At 51.7% G+C, this 16681-nt stretch carries 12 protein-coding genes and 1 tRNA gene; 2 read left to right on the top strand and 11 right to left on the bottom strand.

Annotated features, from left to right (window positions below):
- Positions 1 to 11 precede the first annotated feature (11 nt).
- Entirely contained in the window at positions 12 to 1505 is a 1494-nt protein-coding gene (locus GSQ62_RS04685) for a rubredoxin (protein WP_161888432.1), read from the top strand.
- Between the two features lie 11 nt (positions 1506 to 1516).
- On the opposite strand, the gene purU is transcribed toward GSQ62_RS04685, so the two are convergent.
- The 10 genes from purU to GSQ62_RS04635 form a co-directional block, all read right to left on the bottom strand.
- Positions 1517 to 2356, bottom strand: a complete 840-nt coding sequence (gene purU, locus GSQ62_RS04680; protein WP_161888431.1) for a formyltetrahydrofolate deformylase — start codon at positions 2354 to 2356, stop codon at positions 1517 to 1519.
- Positions 2357 to 2442: 86 nt separating this feature from the next.
- Positions 2443 to 5388 carry an FAD-binding and (Fe-S)-binding domain-containing protein gene (locus GSQ62_RS04675; RefSeq protein WP_161888430.1) on the bottom strand — a complete coding sequence of 982 codons (2946 nt, stop codon included), beginning with the start codon at positions 5386 to 5388 and terminating at the stop codon, positions 2443 to 2445.
- A 411-nt stretch (positions 5389 to 5799) separates the two neighbouring features.
- Entirely contained in the window at positions 5800 to 6339 is a 540-nt protein-coding gene (locus GSQ62_RS04670) for a hypothetical protein (RefSeq protein WP_161888429.1), read from the bottom strand.
- Positions 6340 to 6642: 303 nt separating this feature from the next.
- Positions 6643 to 7545, bottom strand: a complete 903-nt coding sequence (locus GSQ62_RS04665) for a hypothetical protein (RefSeq protein WP_161888428.1) — start codon at positions 7543 to 7545, stop codon at positions 6643 to 6645.
- Positions 7546 to 7793: 248 nt separating this feature from the next.
- Positions 7794 to 7867, bottom strand: a tRNA-Pro gene (locus GSQ62_RS04660).
- 155 nt (positions 7868 to 8022) lie between these two features.
- Positions 8023 to 9174: an MFS transporter gene (locus GSQ62_RS04655; RefSeq protein ID WP_161888427.1), complete on the bottom strand. Its 1152-nt coding sequence runs from the start codon at positions 9172 to 9174 to the stop codon at positions 8023 to 8025.
- 287 nt (positions 9175 to 9461) lie between these two features.
- The gene (locus GSQ62_RS04650; RefSeq protein ID WP_161888426.1) at positions 9462 to 10799 is read right to left on the bottom strand and encodes an FGGY-family carbohydrate kinase; all 1338 of its coding nucleotides are present in this window, start codon (positions 10797 to 10799) and stop codon (positions 9462 to 9464) included.
- Between the two features lie 117 nt (positions 10800 to 10916).
- Positions 10917 to 12200 carry a TIM barrel protein gene (locus tag GSQ62_RS04645; protein WP_161888425.1) on the bottom strand — a complete coding sequence of 428 codons (1284 nt, stop codon included), beginning with the start codon at positions 12198 to 12200 and terminating at the stop codon, positions 10917 to 10919.
- Between the two features lie 226 nt (positions 12201 to 12426).
- Complete coding sequence (locus tag GSQ62_RS04640; RefSeq protein WP_161888424.1) at positions 12427 to 12615, bottom strand: hypothetical protein; 189 nt, start codon at positions 12613 to 12615, stop codon at positions 12427 to 12429.
- A 34-nt stretch (positions 12616 to 12649) separates the two neighbouring features.
- Positions 12650 to 14056, bottom strand: a complete 1407-nt coding sequence (locus GSQ62_RS04635; RefSeq protein WP_161888423.1) for a purine-cytosine permease family protein — start codon at positions 14054 to 14056, stop codon at positions 12650 to 12652.
- Positions 14057 to 14518: 462 nt separating this feature from the next.
- Here GSQ62_RS04635 and rhaM point away from each other — a divergent pair, with 462 nt between their 5' ends.
- A complete protein-coding gene (rhaM, locus tag GSQ62_RS04630) occupies positions 14519 to 14830 on the top strand; it encodes an L-rhamnose mutarotase (RefSeq protein WP_161888422.1) in 312 nt (103 codons plus the stop codon).
- 103 nt (positions 14831 to 14933) lie between these two features.
- Here the strand turns inward: rhaM and GSQ62_RS04625 are convergent, their stop codons facing one another.
- On the bottom strand, positions 14934 to 16478 hold the full coding sequence (locus GSQ62_RS04625; protein WP_161888421.1) for a TlpA family protein disulfide reductase: 1545 nt from the start codon (positions 16476 to 16478) through the stop codon (positions 14934 to 14936).
- Positions 16479 to 16681: the final 203 nt, after the last annotated feature.

Raw genomic sequence — 16681 nt, 5'->3', positions numbered from 1 at the left:
TGGAGAAGACAATGCGGAAGCACTTAGTGAAAGTCAACCTGCCCGGTGGCATGGTGTCGGCCGGGGATTTGTACCACCTTTTAGAAGCTGCCGAAAAAGCAGGGGCGGGAAACCTGCGGTTTGGGAACAGGCAGCAGGCTGTCTTTTATGTGGCAGAAGATAAGTTAGGTGCGCTGAAGCAGGATTTGCTGGCGGCTGATATCATGTTCGAACTCGATGCCGATACCCACCCGAATATCATCAGCGCGTACGCCATCGAGGACGTGCTGTACCATGCCGACTGGCTGCGCGAAGGGGTCTACAAAGATATTCTGGATTTGTTCGATTACAGGCCCCAGCTCAAGATAAACCTGGTGGACAACAACCAGACCTTTTTTCCATTTTTCACCGGCAACCTCAACTTCATTGCCTCCAACACCAGCAACTACTGGTATTTATATTTACGCTTTCCCAAAACGAACCTCCTATACGCCTGGCCGTCGCTGGTCTACTCCGAGGATATACCCGGCCTCAGCAGTGCCATCGAAAGCACCATTTTTGCAAACAAAGAGCAGTTTTACGACCAGCCCCATATAGAGGGAAATACGCTGCACCGCCTGGTGACAGCTGGGGGTAGTTTTGTGGTGCAGCCTGTGCTGGAGCCACTGAAACTGCCGGACTTTAAGCTGCCTTACTACGAAGGATTCAACCGGTACGGCAGCAAACTGTGGCTGGGCATCTACCGCCGCGACGAAACGTTTTCGGTGGCCTTTCTGAAGGACGTCTGCAGGATATGCCTTAAAACGAGGGTAGGCCAACTCTATACCACGCCCTGGAAATCTATTATCATCAAAGGCATTGAGCTGGCAGACCGGGATTTGTGGGACATGGTGCTGTGCAGGCACCGGATAAATGTGCGCCACGCCTCCAACGAGCTGAACTGGCAGGTGGAGGATCTGTGCGACTACGGCCTTGACCTGAAAAACTACCTCGTCCGGAAATTCAACGAGGAAGACGTGCGGACGTACCGCCTGTGCTTTGCCATCAAAACGCAGCCGAAAACGGGTCTGTTCGGCTCCATCATTATCCGTACCCAGCAAAAGTGTCTGCAGCTCTCAGACCCCGATACTGAGCGTTTTGACATTTCATATACCCGGGAGTTCAATCCCAACTCCAAGGATTATATATGCTTCCGGAACGATGTGAGCAGGCAGGAGCTTAGCAGCGCGCTGATTGCGCTCTGTAACTACTTTTACGAGTTGCAGAGCGAGCCGGAGCATATGGCTGGGGCCTTATATATGGAGGAAGAAGCGCCAGGTGAAAAAGAGCAGCAGCCAACGCAACAGGTGTTTCAGTGCAAAAACTGCTTGACCATATATGCCGAAGCGCAGGGCGACGAGCAAAACCATATAGTAGCGGGGACTCCTTTTGAGACCCTTGCTATATATAACTGCCCCACCTGCGAAGCCCCCAAAGCGGATTTCGTGCCAGCGACGTTAGAGGCGCTGCCAGTAGGTCATATTTAGATCTGCCGGGGCTATTCAAATATAATTGTCTTGTTCCGGTACACAAACACCTGCTCGTTCAGCACCAGTTTCAGCGACTTGGCCAGCACGTTCTTCTCCACGTCGCGTCCGGCCTGCGCCATTTCGCGGGCGCTGTGCGTGTGGTCCACCGGGATGACGCTCTGGGCGATGATGGGGCCCTGGTCCAGCTCGTTGTTCACGAAGTGTGCCGTGGCCCCGATAATTTTTACGCCGCGCTCATAGGCCTGCGCATAGGGATTGGCCCCGACAAACGCAGGCAGAAACGAGTGATGAATGTTGACAAGCCGGTTGGTGAAATGCGACACAAAATCGCCCGACAGGATGCGCATGTACTTGGCCAACACCACGAACTCCGGGTCATACTGCAGCACCGTTTCCAGCACGGCCGCTTCGTGTTGCTCCCGGCTCACGCCTTCGTGGCTGATGTGGTGATAGGGTATATCGAACTTGTGGGTCAGTTCTTCCAGTACATCATAGTTGCTGATGACGCAAAGGATGTTGGCGTTCAACTCGTTGAAAGCGTGCCGGATAAGCAGGTCGCTCAGGCAATGGTGCTCTTTGGTGGCCAGCAGCACGATGTCTTTTTTCCTCCCGTCCGTGAGTTTTAAGTCCACGCCTTCCGGCAGCACCGCATATAAATCCTGCAGCAATTCCTCGCGATTAAACTCTCCCGAAAACTCCGTCCGCATAAAGAAATAGCTGGACTTCCGCTCCACGAACTCGTCGTTCCGGATGATGTTCAGGTTGTACTTGTTGTAGAGTATGCCGGTGACTTTATAGACGAGTCCGCTCTCGTCCGGGCAGTTTATCAGTAGAATGTGGGGTTGCATGGGTCTTATTTGTAAAGCATTTACTTGTCTTGCATACAGCAAGTTTTCAACTTGAAGTATGTACAATTCTTTCTTTCTTGTTACTCTTACCTCAAAGCACTATATAACACCTCGATCGGGTGGAGGGCTTTACGGCCGGTGCCGTCGTGAATCTGATGGCGGCAGCTCGTGCCGGGTGCCGCGATGATCACCTCTTCCGGCTGCTGGCGCACCGTCGGGAAAAGGACCAACTCGCCCACCTGCATGGAGATGTCGTAGTGCTCGGCCTCGTAGCCGAAAGAGCCGGCCATGCCGCAGCAACCAGACGGGATATGCTCCACCTTATAGTTTTTAGGCAAAGTGAGCATCTGCTGGGTATATAGCACCGAAGAGAGCGCTTTCTGGTGGCAATGCCCGTGCAGCTTTATCAGCCGCGTCTCCTCCTTAAACAAGCTCTTGTCGATGTTGCCGCTGAGGATTTCGCGCGCGATAAACTCATCGAACTGCAGGCAGTTGATGGAAAGGGATTTGGCGTCTTCCTCCTGGCCGGCATCCACCAGGTCCATATACTCATCACGGAAGGAGAGGATGCAGGAGGGCTCAATGCCTACCAGTGGCGTGTCGCTGGAGATGATACCTTTGAGCAGGGCCACGTTCTTTTGCGCCAGCTTTTTTGCCTCCCGGAGCAGGCCTTTGGACATATAGGTGCGGCCGCTTTCCTCGTGCTTCGGAATCTCTACCTCATAGCCCAGGCGCTCGAGCAGCAGCACGGCTGTTTTGCCGATGTGCGTGTCGTTGTAGTTCGTGAACTCGTCGCAGAACAGGTATACTTTCTTTTTCGCCTGCTGCCCGTTGCTGCTGCCCGACCGCCGCTTGTGCTTTTTAAACCAGCTGCGCAGCGTAGTTTCCTGCAGCAATGGAAGGGTGCGCTTGGGCGCGAAGCCCATCATCTTTTTGGCGATGGCGGCCGTGGTGGTATTCTTAAACAGGAAGTTATAGATACCCGGCGCCATGGCCGCCAGTTGGTTGGCTTTGGTGAAGTTGCCTATCAGGCGCGTACGGAAAGGGACGCCATTGGCATCGTAGTAATGCTGCAGAAACTCTGCCTTCAGTTTGGCCACGTCTACGTTGGAAGGGCACTCTGACTTGCAGCCTTTGCAGGAGAGGCAGGTGTGCATCGTGTCCATGATTTCCTCGTGGTTGAAGCGGTTCGCCTTTTCAGAGCGGGTAAGGAATTCGCGCAGCATGTTGGCCCTGCCCCGGGTGGTGTCCTTTTCGTTGCGCGTCACCATATAGCTGGGGCACATGGTGCCGCCCGTCAGGTGCGTTTTGCGGCAGTCGCCGGAGCCGTTGCAAAGCTCTGCGGCCCGCAGCACGCCACCTGCCTGGCTAAAGCGGAAAACCGTGTCAAACTCCGGCGTCTCCTGCCCCGGCTCGTAGCGCAGGAAGGTGTTCATGGAGGGTGTGTTTACAATCTTGCCCGGATTGAAGATGTTAGACGGGTCCCACACCCGCTTCACTTCCTCCACCAGCCTGTAGTTGTCTTCCCCTATCATGAACGGGATGAACTCGCCCCGCAGGCGGCCATCGCCGTGCTCGCCGCTCAGTGAGCCGCGGTATTTTTTTACCAGGTGGGCAATCTCAGTGGCTATATCTCTGAAAAGCTTGTTGCCTTCTTCGGTCTTCAGGTTGATGATGGGGCGCAGGTGCAGTTCGCCGCTGCCCGCGTGGGCGTAGTGTACGCAGTACAGGTTATACTGCTCCAGCGTAAGGTTAAACTCCCGGATAAACTCCGGCAGGTCGTTCACGTCTACGGCGGTGTCTTCAATCACAGCCACCGGCTTGGCATCGCCCGGTACGTTGGAAAGCAGCCCGAGTCCCGCTTTGCGCAGCGTCCATACCTTCTTGGTGTCCGGCCCTGTCACGAGCGGGTAATGGTAGCCCAGGCCATTGGCTTCCAGGTCCTGCACCAGTGCCTGCGCGCGTTGTTTTACTTCTTCGATGTTGTCACTACCGAGTTCCACCACCAGGATGGCCCCCGGATCGCCTTTCACGAAGAAACGGTTCTGGCTTTGTTCAATATTCGTTTTGGTGCATTCCAGTATATAGCTGTCCATCAGTTCGCTGGCGCTGGGCTTGTAGCGCAGCGCCACCAGGTTCGCCCGCAGCGACTCGTCGATGCTGTGGCAGTGGATGCACAGCAACCCGGTTTCCCTGGGCGGAAGCGGATTGACGTGTAGTTTTATCTCCGTCAGGAAAGCCAGGGTGCCCTCCGAACCCGCAATCAGTTTACAGAAATTGAACGGTTCTTTACCAGCCGTAAACGGCTCCGACTCCAGCAGCAGGTCGATGGCGTAGCCGGTGTTGCGGCGCTGAATGCTCGGCTTCGGGAACTCCCGCCGGATGTTTTCCTGCGTAGGCACATGCGATAGCATCGCCTTTGTCGCCTGGTAGATGCGCGTCTCCAACTCGCCGGACGTGTTTTCGCCCCGGCACTTGGCCTCAAATTCCGCCTGGGGCAGCACGCCAAACTCTGCTTCGGTGCCGTCGCTGAGGATGGCTTTTACCGAAAGTGTATGCTCGCGGGTGCTGCCATATATCACCGAGTTGGAGCCGCAGGAGTTGTTGCCCACCATTCCCCCGATCATGGCGCGGTTTGCCGTGGAGGTCTCGGGGCCGAAGTACAGACCGTAGGGCTTCAGGAACAGGTTCAGCTCATCACGGATAACGCCCGGCTGCACCCGTACCCAGCTTTCTTCCGGGTTCACCTCCAGAATCTGAGTGAAGGTGCGCGACACGTCCACCACAATACCGTTGCCCACCACCTGTCCGGCCAGCGAGGTGCCGGCCGTGCGCGGGATAAGCGAGGTGCCTTCCTGGCGGGCAAACTGAATCAGCTTTTTTATATCCGCAACAGACTTCGGGAAAGCGACGGCCTGGGGCATCTCGCGGTAAGCCGAGGCGTCGGTGGCGTACAGCGTACGCATGGTGGTATCGAAATAAAACTCCCCCTCCAGTTGCCCGGCAAGGTGCTTTAGTTTTTCTGGATTCATATAGCGGAGCGCCCGGAGCCTGCTGCCAGCAGCGGAAAGCAAAGCAGCTTAGGCTGTGGTTGGGATGGCCGGTACCGGCGCGGATTTTAAAGTAAATGTATTGAGCCTTTGTCAATTCCAGCCGCTGTTCGTTGTGCGCGTGGCAGGTGAAGCAGCAGGCTTGTTAATGAATTCACAAAGATTCTTATCCCGAAGGTAAGCAGCGAAATGCTAAAGTCAAAGAAGCAAGAAAGAAGCAGCCGGTGCAACTGCAAAAAGGATGTTTATATGGTTCATTAATCGGCTTGGAATTGCCGTGCTATATATAAACAAAGTCCCTACGGTGTATGTCACCGGCAGGGACTTCTGTATATGGGCTGTGGGAAAAGCAGGAGGAGAAGCCCTATATCCCTAGCCTTCATTGGGAGTCGTTTAGTACGCCACCTGGGCAATCACGTCAATGTCTCTGGGCTGGCTCAGTTTCATTTCGTGATCGAGGGCGAAGGTGCCCACGGGCTCTTCTGTAACGGTAATTTCATCCAGTAGAAAGCGGCGGTGCTTTTTATCCCTGCCGGATACCGCCCCCCACACCACAGCTCTTTCTTCCGGGTCTTTGCCATATATATAGGGCGAGAGCGCCACCCGCTCCTCGTGTCCGTCCGCATCCTGGTACACGATATCTAAAGTCTGCTGGTTGTCGATGGCGCGGATAACAGTCGCTATTTTTATATTGCCTTCCAGAAAAAACATTCCCCGCTCGGTGAGCCTGCCCCGCATGTGGTGCCTGTGATCCCCACCTTCCGGATCCTCGAAGGCAGAGGGCTCCTGCACTTCTATCAGCCCCTCGAGGTGCAGGTTGTGGATGGCCGTTTCCGAAACGGTGTTCGAGCTCTGGTTGATCAACGGTGTCAGGTCATGGAACTGGCCGTCGCCGTAAAAGTCGTGCAGGTAGGTTAATACGGGGTTTATCATCGCTTTCGTGTTTTTAGTTTCTTTGGTGGTGCAGCTTGCCCGGCCATTCGGCTACAGCGGCTCCGGTCCTTCATACTTCTATGCTAAAAACTGCAAAAGGTTCTGAAAGGATATAAAAAACCTGTACAAAACTCGTAAATGATTTTATTTATGCGAAGTATGAAGTTAGGATATAAATACTACTCGTTCAGGATGGGATAGAATGCTTTTTGATTTGTGTTCGAAACTTTTATTAATAGGTGAATAGGCCGCAGGAGTCTATTGAAGCAGCATCTGCTAACACTATTTCTGGCTATTTTTTTTCTACACTTTATCACTATCGGTTGTGTTTGTGAAGGATAACTTGTTCAATTTACTCTTTCCTGGCTTTATTTTCATTGGTTTCATTTCGTCTGTTAAGTATTCTAACATTACCCCTCCTACAGCCACTCCTAAACTTGAAAGGTGTAAGCCTACCTCCCCTCCCTCTATTTCTCCACTTTCAACACTAAAAGTCATTCCGTTAGGAAGAGAAAAATTGAATGCCATATTTTCAGAGCACACCATAAAAATACCTTTGTATAGCATAGATATTTTCTCAAATACTAAATTCGAGGGGGGCTCTGTTCTAATTATCAATTCCACCTTTTTTGGAGCACTTCTTATAACAATTCTTGGCCCTTCTACCTTGCAGTCCCAGTTCATAGTTGAAGATTTCCACTCATTCTTATCTATTTCCAGAACTATGTCACCGTTAGTGTCCCTCAACGTAGCGCTAAGTAAATGCGGCTGTTCCTCTTCTTCAGAGAGTTCAAGCTTGATTATTGGCTCATATTCAAATTGTATAAGAACAGGAGTGTCTTTAAATGTGAAGTTGCCGATTTTGACTGTCGGGGACTTTACATCCAAGTCAAATAAGTCATTAACTTTTCCTAATTCTAAAGCTTTAGGCTTGGCATTAAATTTCTTAACTGTTTCAACAGATAAGCGTCCACTCGTTTTATTTTGGTGATGATTCGGGCAGAGTAGGGTTATACCATTAGGCTCATGTTTTACCTTAAGATTTTCAAATACAGGATCAAAATGCTCATAATGATAAATTGCAAGGCCACATATTACACAGCCAAATCCGCATCTTCGCCTTACTATTTGCTTTACTTCAGCAGGAATTGATCTGGATACACCATACTTGTTAACATACTTTAATTTTTTGATTTTCTTTGACATATCACTTTTTTATGAAGCATAAACTGAATAATCTTAAATATTCATATGTTGGGGCAATCAGTTCTATGCTAATATTAAAAGGCAAGTGATAATACTTCATCAGGCCATCATAAATCAAGTTCAGTAACGACCATGTTTTATAGTTGGAGATAACCCTCAAAAAGTTAATTCTCCTTTATGTGTTAATTTAATAAGATTCTTGCGCACAAAAAAGGCCTTCCACAAAAGTAGAAGGCCTTCTTCAATCGTCGGAGTGGCAGGATTTGAACCTGCGACCTCCAGCACCCCATGCTGGCGCGATACCAGGCTACGCTACACCCCGAAACTGACGGCAAATTAAACGCCTTCTGCAACAAATGCAAGCCTTTTTATGCAACGGGCTTTATATATGTTTCCGCCCCGCCTATGTCTATATATAGCCAATCCTTGTAAACAGCAAGCCGCCTGCTCGTATATGGCTGACGGTCAAACAGAACGTCAACCGGCCGCCGCCACCTGCGCCTCTTTCCTGAAAAACAGCTGCGAGATGGGGATCAACATAAAGCCAGCGAGGGCAAAGGCGACAAACGATGCCCGCAGGCTGAAAGCGTGCGCCAGGTAACCGATCAGGGGCGGGCCAATCAGCATGCCGACGATGCCGTAGGTGGCAATGATAGAGATGGCCATGCCGGGCGAGTATTTGCGGGAGGCACCGGCCAGGGTATATGTCATCGGGATTACGGCGGCCGTGCCAAGGCCAACCAGCGAAAACCCGGCCATGGCGGGCCAGAAACTGGGGACAAGCGTCGCCAGCCCGATGCCCGCAAAAATGAAAAGCGCGCTCATCATATAGGTGGCGGGCATGCCGATGCGGTCGATGAGGCGGTCGGAGAGGAACCTGGAGAGCGCCATGAAAACCATGAAAACCAGGTAACCGGACGTGAAAATATCCACCCGCACCACCTGCTGGAAGTATATACCGCTCCAGTCGAACATGCCGCCCTCGCAGATGGCCGCGAAAAACACGAGCAGCCCCAGGTACAGGATATAAGGGTCTGGCTTGCCGATGGCCAGTTTATTGCCGCCAGCCGACCTGTCGTTGCGCAACAGAAACCGGTAAGCCACGAACGTAACCAGCACCGCCAGGGCAGACACCGACAGCAGGTGCGGCACCATCGGTATGTTCAGGGCCACCATCAGCGTGGTATAGCCCACGCCCGCAATACCGCCCGTGCTCCAGAGCCCGTGAAACGAGCCGTTGATTTTGCGGTCGTACAGTTTCTGCAGCGTGATGGCCTGCGTGTTCATGGAGATGTTGAGTACCCGCATGCAGAAGGCAAACAGGAAAATAGCGGCCACGAGCATCCCCGTGGTGTTGGCCAGGCTGATGAGCGACAGGCAAACGGCAAATAAAACAAAAGCCACCGACAGGGGCACCCGGCTGTCGAACCGGGTGATGAGCCAGCCGGAGATGGGGAGGCCTATCAGGGAGCTGACGGGCATGGCGAGCAGGATGGTGCCCAACTCTGCCTCGTTGAAGCCAAAGCTTGTTTTGATGGTGGGGATGCGGGCCGCCCAACTCGAAAAGCAAAACCCTGAGAGAAAGAAAAACGCACTGAGCGAAACCCGCTGCTTAATTTTAGAATCCATGACTACACCGTAAGCGCCGGTGCAAATATCCGGAGTAAGTCGCAATAAGCGGATAGGTTGCGGGGTAAAATTAGTGGGGCGGGCTCAACATTGCCGCTGCCAGCAGCAGGGAAGGGGCGGGCGCAGGAACCCCCGCGCCCACTCCATATATGAAGCATCGCATATATAATACCGCTTTCAGTTGATTCATGTGCATTACATTTTCCCTGTCTGCAGATTCCCCTCCTCGGAGGGGCAGGGGTGGGTAGACTAAGAAGCAAGTGAAATATTTCCCAAATCACGATATCCTAGTACGGCCAGACGTTCAGCGCGAGGGCGGCCCCAAGGGCTGTTCCCTGTGCCTCTTCTCTGGCTTTGATTCTCAGGCCGGGGAAGGCCCGCTTCAGCAGTGCCAAGAAAACCTGGTTCCGGCTGAAGCTCCCTTCCACAAGCAACAGCTTGAAATCACTGGTGTCTCCCTCCGCTGCCAGCAGCAGCGAGTCGAGCAGTTGCCGGATAAGCTGCTCGACTACCTGATGGTATGCGGCCTCGTAGGTGTCATACAAAGCAAAATCCACATCTAAGCTCACAGCCGAAACGACGGTGTCTTTCGTCGGCGTCTGTCCCTGCTTTGGAGTTTTCCCCGGACCAGGCTGCAGGTCGTCATTTGCCAAGTGCTCTTCATACCGAACCGACTCGTGATAATCCAGTGGCTTGTCGTAGAAGCCAGCCAGGCGCCTCACCTGCTCCTCGTGTACGTTTCCGATAAACTTGCGCGACGCTTTTACGGGGTTGCCCCGGTAGGTCAGGTATTTCAGGCAGTCGTGTTGCAGGTCTGAGGTGGACAGGGGTTGTTTGGCAAAAGGATTGAGGGTGATGCCCCACGTGCCGGTAGAGAGCAGCAGGAAGGGCTTCCGGTACTGCTTCAGATAGGGGATGAGCGCCGCCGAACTGTCGTGCAGCCCCAGCCCGGCAAGGATCTTCCCGTCCCGGAAACTTGTCTCCAGGGGCCTGTAGTGGTGGCGCAAGGGAGGGAGCAATTTGTCGAAGCCCTCGGCATATACCCAGGCGTGGTAGTCTTTTTTCTGAAAGTCCCAGAGGGCGGTGTGGCAGCCGATACTGGTGTATTCTGTGGTCATTTCCCCTGTGAACAGATAAGCGATGTACTGGGGCAGGAGCAAGGTGTGTTTTATCTGGGCGAACACTTCCGGCTTCCGGTGCTTCAGCCAGTACAGCTGCAGCCCGGCGTTCAGCATGCCGAGCGGCGGCGAGGCTGTTTCCGCCGATATAGCGAGCTTGTCTCCGTAGGTGCTGTAAAACTGTTTCTCCAGATCCTCGGGGAAGGGTTTCAGGTAGTTATACAGCGGCGCGACGGGTTCTCCCGCCTCGTTTAGATGCACCAGGCTGGCCCCGTAGGCAGTGAAGTTTACAGCCAGCACATCGTAATTCCTGTCAGCTTCGAGGGCTTTCCAGGTAGCGCGCAGCCAGTTGGTCACCGCCTCCAGGTCTTCGCTCTTATCCCCGTCCTCGTCCCGTGTCTCCCTAAAGCTAACCTCCTCTTCCTTAATTATCTGGTAGTCCTGGTCAAAGAGCAGGATTTTCTTTGTCGTTTTGCCAATATCAAAAATTGCGATACAAGGAGTCATAAAGAAGGATGCATATAGAAGATGAGACGATAGGTTTAAAGTAGCGGGAGAGGCTAGCCGCCCCCGCCTGTTACGCTGGTAATAAGTACAAGGTAGGCATATAATTGTTTTCCCGGACTAGAGGCCGGTGGCAAAAGCTTTCGCCCCGCGCTGCCTCACCAGTTCTTCCCTGATTTTCATGTCACGGTAAAAGGCCACCGGCTGAAGGGCCGCCCCGGCCTGCAGGCGCGCCTGCGCCAGCAGCGGCCGGACATCGGTGCGGTAGGCGTTCTGCAGAATTTCCTGCGCCAGTGTCACGTCATTCTCCGCCTGCGCGCGCTCCAGGGCCTCGCGGTCGATGATCAGGGCCTGGGCATATGCTATTTTTATGGCTTCCACGGATTGAAGCAGGTCTTCCAGCGGGTCCTTTACGTTGTGGCTGGCGTCAATCATCCAGCTCAGCGCCGGGTTGTTTACCTCCGGGGCCCCCATGCCCTCCACCAGCTCATTAAAGATCAGGAACAGCTGATAAGGCTTTATAGAGCCTACTGTCAGGTCGTCGTCCCCGTACTTGGAGTCGTTGAAGTGGAAGCCGCCGAGCCTGCCCTCCATCAGAAAGCGCGACACGATCTGCTCGATGTTGGTATTAGGCAAATGGTGGCCAAGGTCCACGAGGCCGAGCGCCTTTTCGCCCAGCTTCTGGCAAAACAGGAGCGAGGAGCCCCAGTCGGCTATCACGGTGGAGTAGAAGTGCGGCTCGTAGGGCTTGTACTCCACCAGCATGTTCCAATCGCTGGGCAAGGCGGCATATATCTGCTGGAGGGAGTCGAGGGTGCGCTGGAACGCCCGCCTGAAAATCTGCTGCCCCGGAAAGTCGGTGCCGTCCGAAAGCCAGATGCTCAGGGCTTTGGACCCTAAGGCCACGCCGTGCTGGATCACATCCAGGTTATGGGCGATGGCCTGGTCCCGCACGCTTTTATCGGTGTGGGAGAGGGAGCCGAATTTATACGACTGCTCCTGCTCCTGCTGGTCCTGGAAGGTGTTGGAGTTCACGGCGTCGAACTTCAGGTCGAAGGAGTCGGCCAACTGCCGGACGGCCTTCGCGTCCTGCGGAATGTCCCAGGGAATGTGCAGCGATATGGCGCCGCTGGAGCTGTTCAGGGCGTGGAGCAGGCCAACGTCTTCTATTTTCTCTTCCAGGCTCCGGGGCTCGCCGCCCCCGGCAAAACGCCCGAAACGGGTGCCTCCCGTGCCCAGCGCCCAACTGGGGATGGCCACCTGAAAGTCGGTAATTTTGGCCAGGATGGAATCAACGGAAAACCCTTCGTCGGCCAGCACCGCAGCCAAGGCTTCGAACTTCCTGTGGTGCCGGGCCGCCTGTTTCTCGTTATGCCGCTCAATCAGCGCTTTATCTGGTATCATGCACTTGGGTTATATATAAATTAAAGGTCTGGGGCAGGTCTGCCCCAGCAGCAATTGCTAAATTTTCAGAGGCTCCAGGCCCTCTCCCTCGCGTGGCATTGTTTGAGGCTGAGTACCCGGACAAAATAAGCTTGCGCTATCCATAAGATCACCACATATATAAGCCGCATGAAAATCAGCAATATATAGTAAAAAGTCTTGTTTCTTGATGCTTGTGTCCTTTTACTTATATGCTCTCTTCCGGGTGCCTCTGCCTGTTCATCCAGAAGGGCGCCGTAAAGAACCAGAGCAGCGTGCCAATCAGCATCAGCGTCTTGTGGAAGCTCAGCTCGATAACGCCCGAAAAGACTAAAAAAGCAGGCACAACCGTGAGGAGAAGCCCGATGTAGGATATGATTTTTAAGATGAGTTGCATCGTATGCGGGGTTTAGGTGTAACAGGAACCGGGATTACATTACATTGGCAGAAACCTTGATCTCTGCTTGTTTCGGTTTTTTCTGCTGGTACAGCTTGCTTAGACCAATGTATAGCGCCGCTGCGATAAACCATCCCGGCAGCCCCAGAAAGAAGATGTCGATGCCCTGAAAGTAGTTAAGGGACAAGCACAGCACCAGCGTCGCCACCCAGGTGACACCAGCCGCCACGTTGAAGGGCGTTTTTACCGCCTCGGCATAGTAGCTGCGGAGCCCGATTTTCGGGATGATATAGAAATCGATGAAGATGATGGCGCCCATCGGCATCAGCACCAGGCCATATAGCGCCACAAAGTCCAGCAGTCGCATCACCAGGGCGGGGAAGAGCGCCGCGATTGTCGTCACCAGGCCCACCACCAACGTCACTTTCCACCTCCTCACGCTCGGCACAATCGACTGGATGGCGAGGCCTGCCCTATATATGGTTGGGTTGGCGGTTGTCCAGCCGGCAATCACCACGCAGATGGCCCCCGCGATGCCCGCGCTGCCATACGCGATGGGGCCCGGCGTGACTTCGCCGCTGGCTGCTGCCACCAGAATGCCCGACGCGATCCAGGCCATCACGTGCCCCACAAACATCCCGGCAACGGAGGCAAAGCCGTATTCCCATTTTTTGGCATACCGGAGAATGGAAAGGTCGCCCATGCCGATGTGCATGGCCATGTTGGCAAACCAGGCAAAGAACGTCACGTGCCAGAAGGTGAACTTGCTGAACCCGTCCACCGGAACGCCATTCCATATCCTGGTCTGGGCCACCTGCCAGAAGCTTTCAAGAGAGGTGATACCCAGCTGCGGCATCACGGCAAAGGCCGCCGCCACGAAGACCAGGATCATCCATGGGGCGCAGACGTTGGCGAACCGGGAGATCTGCTCATATCCTAAAATGGCGACCACCGTAATCACGATGCCCACTAGGAAAACGGTGACCGCCCAGCCTACGCTCGAAGGGTAGAAGTCGCCAAGGCCGGGCATCTCGATGTTGAACGGGATGCCAACCGCCGTGGCCGCCACCGCAATCATGGAGCCCGCCAGGAAGCAGAACATGAGCGCGTTGACAAGGTTGTAGCCCGAAACCAGGTACCTGCCGCAGATTTTCTCCAGCTGGTAGTAAAGCGTGAGGCGGGCTTTCACGGCTATCGGGGCACACAGGAAAGCCCAGCTCAAAACAGCCAGCACGTTGCCCACCAGCAGGCCCAGAAACAGGTCAGGGGCGCTCACGCCATGCACCACGAACAGCGGGCCAATCACAAACTCGGTTCCGGCGGTATGCTCCCCGGCGTACATGCCGACAAAGCTCTTCAGGCCCTTCAGCTTGCTCTCGGGCACGGGCTCCCGCTCATATTCATTGATGGCGTCTAACTGGGTGGCAAGTGTTTTCTTCATGCTTTTGTTGGTTGTATGATCGGTTCGGTGGTAGATAGTGCTACTGCAACAGGAGGCGGCACGCCGGAGCAAATCCTGTTATCAAATAAATTTATTTTCGGTTGGAGGCACCACTCTGGTGGGCGCTAAACCTACATAACCTCGTCTGCCGGCCGTTAAAGCATTGAAAAATAGTCATAATTAATTTGGCAACTATCCGGTAGTGTCCTGTACTGGCTATATTTTGCCAGAACATATGAGGTAGCGGATAGTAACGGTGCAGGAATACCTTTGAATTTCAGCTTCTGCGCTATATAATGAAGATGCGAAGCTCCTTTTTCTACTTTATATAGGCTGTGGCGTAACAAAAATCGTGGACACGACACCGATACCGGACAATGCAGGATGACTGTATCGGCTGAAATAACTATTTTTAAGAGAAGGATTATAAGTAGCTTTCTGAGGAAAAAGGAGTAGAGATATATGCAGCGATTCGCTTTCAAAATGAAACTGAAGCAGGGGTGTGAGGCCGAATATAAAAGGCGGCACGATGTGATATGGCCGGAACTGAAGCACCTTCTGAAAGAGGCGGGCATCAGCGACTACGCCATCTACCTGGATGAAGAAACCCACACCCTGTTTGCCGTGCAGAAGCAAAGCGGCGGCTCGTCGCAGGATTTGGGAAGCACTGCCATCGTGCAGAAGTGGTGGGCCTATATGGCCGATATCATGGACACAAACCCGGACAATTCCCCTGTCAGTATTCCTTTAAGAGAGGTGTTTTACCTGGAGTGATATGAATTATACTTAAATAGCACATGCGCAAAACGGCCCTCTCCATATGTTTTGACCGGCAAGTTGTTGGTTAAAACGCCAACAACGGCCGAATTTGCTCATTTTACAACAGGCCATTAATCATTGCTTTCAATTCGTCATTTCCAGGAAAGGCTGTAAATTTATTGATGAGCACACCTTCTTTATTAAATAGTAGATAAGACGGAATAGCTTCGAACTCAAACTGGTTCATGACGTGTTCCCACTGTGTGTCTGTCAGATAATAATGCTCACTGCCTATTCCCTTGATTTTTTCTTCCCATCGCTTTCGAGGTGAAGAACCGTTTGTTAGGTACACAAATGCAACATCCTTACCGTGAAAATCGCCCTTTGTACTTCTGAATTCATTCATTGCTTGCAGGCAAGGACCACACCATGTTGCCCAAAGGTCAATAAAAACAACCTTGTTCTTATGTTTAGCGACAATTGTTTCAATTACTTTATCGCCTGTAACTGACGAGATGTCAATTACAACAGCAGGTGATTTGAATTTGTCTAATTCAACAACCTGCTGGTTTTTTCGAAATAGAATCTTTGCAATTTCTCCGTTTTTCCAATAATTTACTATATGCTCTTTCTGCTTTTCGGTAAGCGGTCTTACTTCCTCATTTAGCTGCCTGGCATAAGCATTGGCTGCTAAAATATCGTAGTATGGACCATTGTCGAATCCGACTAAATCCGATAAAACAGCTTTCACACTTGCTAACCAAGAGGGAATATCGCTTTCTCCTATTTCAGGGAGCCCTATTATCTCATTTTGGAGAATTTCTTTCTGAAAATTCAGAAATTCAGAAGTTTGCAGATACTGTGGATCATTGAGATTGAAATCTTTCAGGAAACGATAATAGGATCTGTCAATATTTTGTATATCAGGTTTATTGCTTCTGTCGCCAGTTACATTCCCATAATTCCTATTTATCGCACTTTCATAATCAAAGACATGTCCTACATACATCATTAAACGAAAATCTTTGGACAGCACTTCTTTTAATTCTTTTGATATTAATGTATCATTATTTAAAATCTCTAGTCTTTCTGATATAACAGTCTTAGCATGATTCAGAAAATAATCTGTGCTTTTGTCATACATAGGTTCCGGTGCCTTATCACGCCCGGAGGACGCCATTTTAGGTATGAATTCTACGCCACGGATCATATCATGTTGTGTCATATTAGCTGGCGTAACGTCAATATTTGCGATATGAAAATCTGGGTCATAAGAAATTTTGAGATTAGTAATACCACCACTTGTCAATTTAGCATAAAAAGGCATGTGCGGATTTAAACTTGTGTTTATGCCAATCAGAGAAACAGCGGTTTCAACCTCAATGTCAAGAGAGAACTTCCCTGACTGATCAACGTGCGCTTTATATTGAACAATCTCTCCCGAAATTGGATGTGGAACAAAAATATTTACATAAATGCTATCCTTGCTGATGTCATTTGGACTTGTTATGCTTCCTGTTAATTTAGCTGTACCTGCAGTTATTTTAGCTGTACCTGCTTCTATAGTAGTTGTATCTGTTACCTTACTAACAGACTGTTTGCACGCTAACACGAACAAAGAGGCAAGTATACATATTAGGTATATTTTTATTCTTTTAGGCATAGTTTTTATTTCAGTTATCATTCTTAATTATGAACCCATAATCCTTTCATCATTACCCGATAGAATTAAGTGTTCTGTCTGTAAATGTTTCTGATAATTGCTATATACCAGCCAATAGTAATACCTTTAACGTCTAGTATATAGTGCTTACAAGACCGTAGGCCGAAGATGGAAGTGGTTTTGCGATTTGTTCCAAATTCTTG

It is taken from the genome of Pontibacter russatus (assembly GCF_009931655.1).
GTDB lineage: Bacteria > Bacteroidota > Bacteroidia > Cytophagales > Hymenobacteraceae > Pontibacter > Pontibacter russatus.
Note: the sequence above shows the minus strand (reverse complement) of the source record. Positions and strands in the feature narration are given on the sequence as shown.

Excerpts from the sequence above, each read along its gene's own strand:
- GSQ62_RS04655 (WP_161888427.1), bottom strand. The coding sequence starts at position 9,174 with ATGGATTCTAAAATTAAGCAGCGGGTTTCGCTCAGTGCGTTTTTCTTT.
- GSQ62_RS04635 (WP_161888423.1), bottom strand. The coding sequence starts at position 14,056 with ATGAAGAAAACACTTGCCACCCAGTTAGACGCCATCAATGAATATGAG.
- GSQ62_RS04670 (WP_161888429.1), bottom strand. The coding sequence starts at position 6,339 with ATGATAAACCCCGTATTAACCTACCTGCACGACTTTTACGGCGACGGC.
- purU (WP_161888431.1), bottom strand. The coding sequence starts at position 2,356 with ATGCAACCCCACATTCTACTGATAAACTGCCCGGACGAGAGCGGACTC.
- GSQ62_RS04685 (WP_161888432.1), top strand. The coding sequence starts at position 12 with ATGCGGAAGCACTTAGTGAAAGTCAACCTGCCCGGTGGCATGGTGTCG.
- GSQ62_RS04645 (WP_161888425.1), bottom strand. The coding sequence starts at position 12,200 with ATGATACCAGATAAAGCGCTGATTGAGCGGCATAACGAGAAACAGGCG.
- GSQ62_RS04625 (WP_161888421.1), bottom strand. The coding sequence starts at position 16,478 with ATGCCTAAAAGAATAAAAATATACCTAATATGTATACTTGCCTCTTTG.
- GSQ62_RS04640 (WP_161888424.1), bottom strand. The coding sequence starts at position 12,615 with ATGCAACTCATCTTAAAAATCATATCCTACATCGGGCTTCTCCTCACG.
- GSQ62_RS04675 (WP_161888430.1), bottom strand. The coding sequence starts at position 5,388 with ATGAATCCAGAAAAACTAAAGCACCTTGCCGGGCAACTGGAGGGGGAG.
- GSQ62_RS04665 (WP_161888428.1), bottom strand. The coding sequence starts at position 7,545 with ATGTCAAAGAAAATCAAAAAATTAAAGTATGTTAACAAGTATGGTGTA.
- rhaM (WP_161888422.1), top strand. The coding sequence starts at position 14,519 with ATGCAGCGATTCGCTTTCAAAATGAAACTGAAGCAGGGGTGTGAGGCC.
- GSQ62_RS04650 (WP_161888426.1), bottom strand. The coding sequence starts at position 10,799 with ATGACTCCTTGTATCGCAATTTTTGATATTGGCAAAACGACAAAGAAA.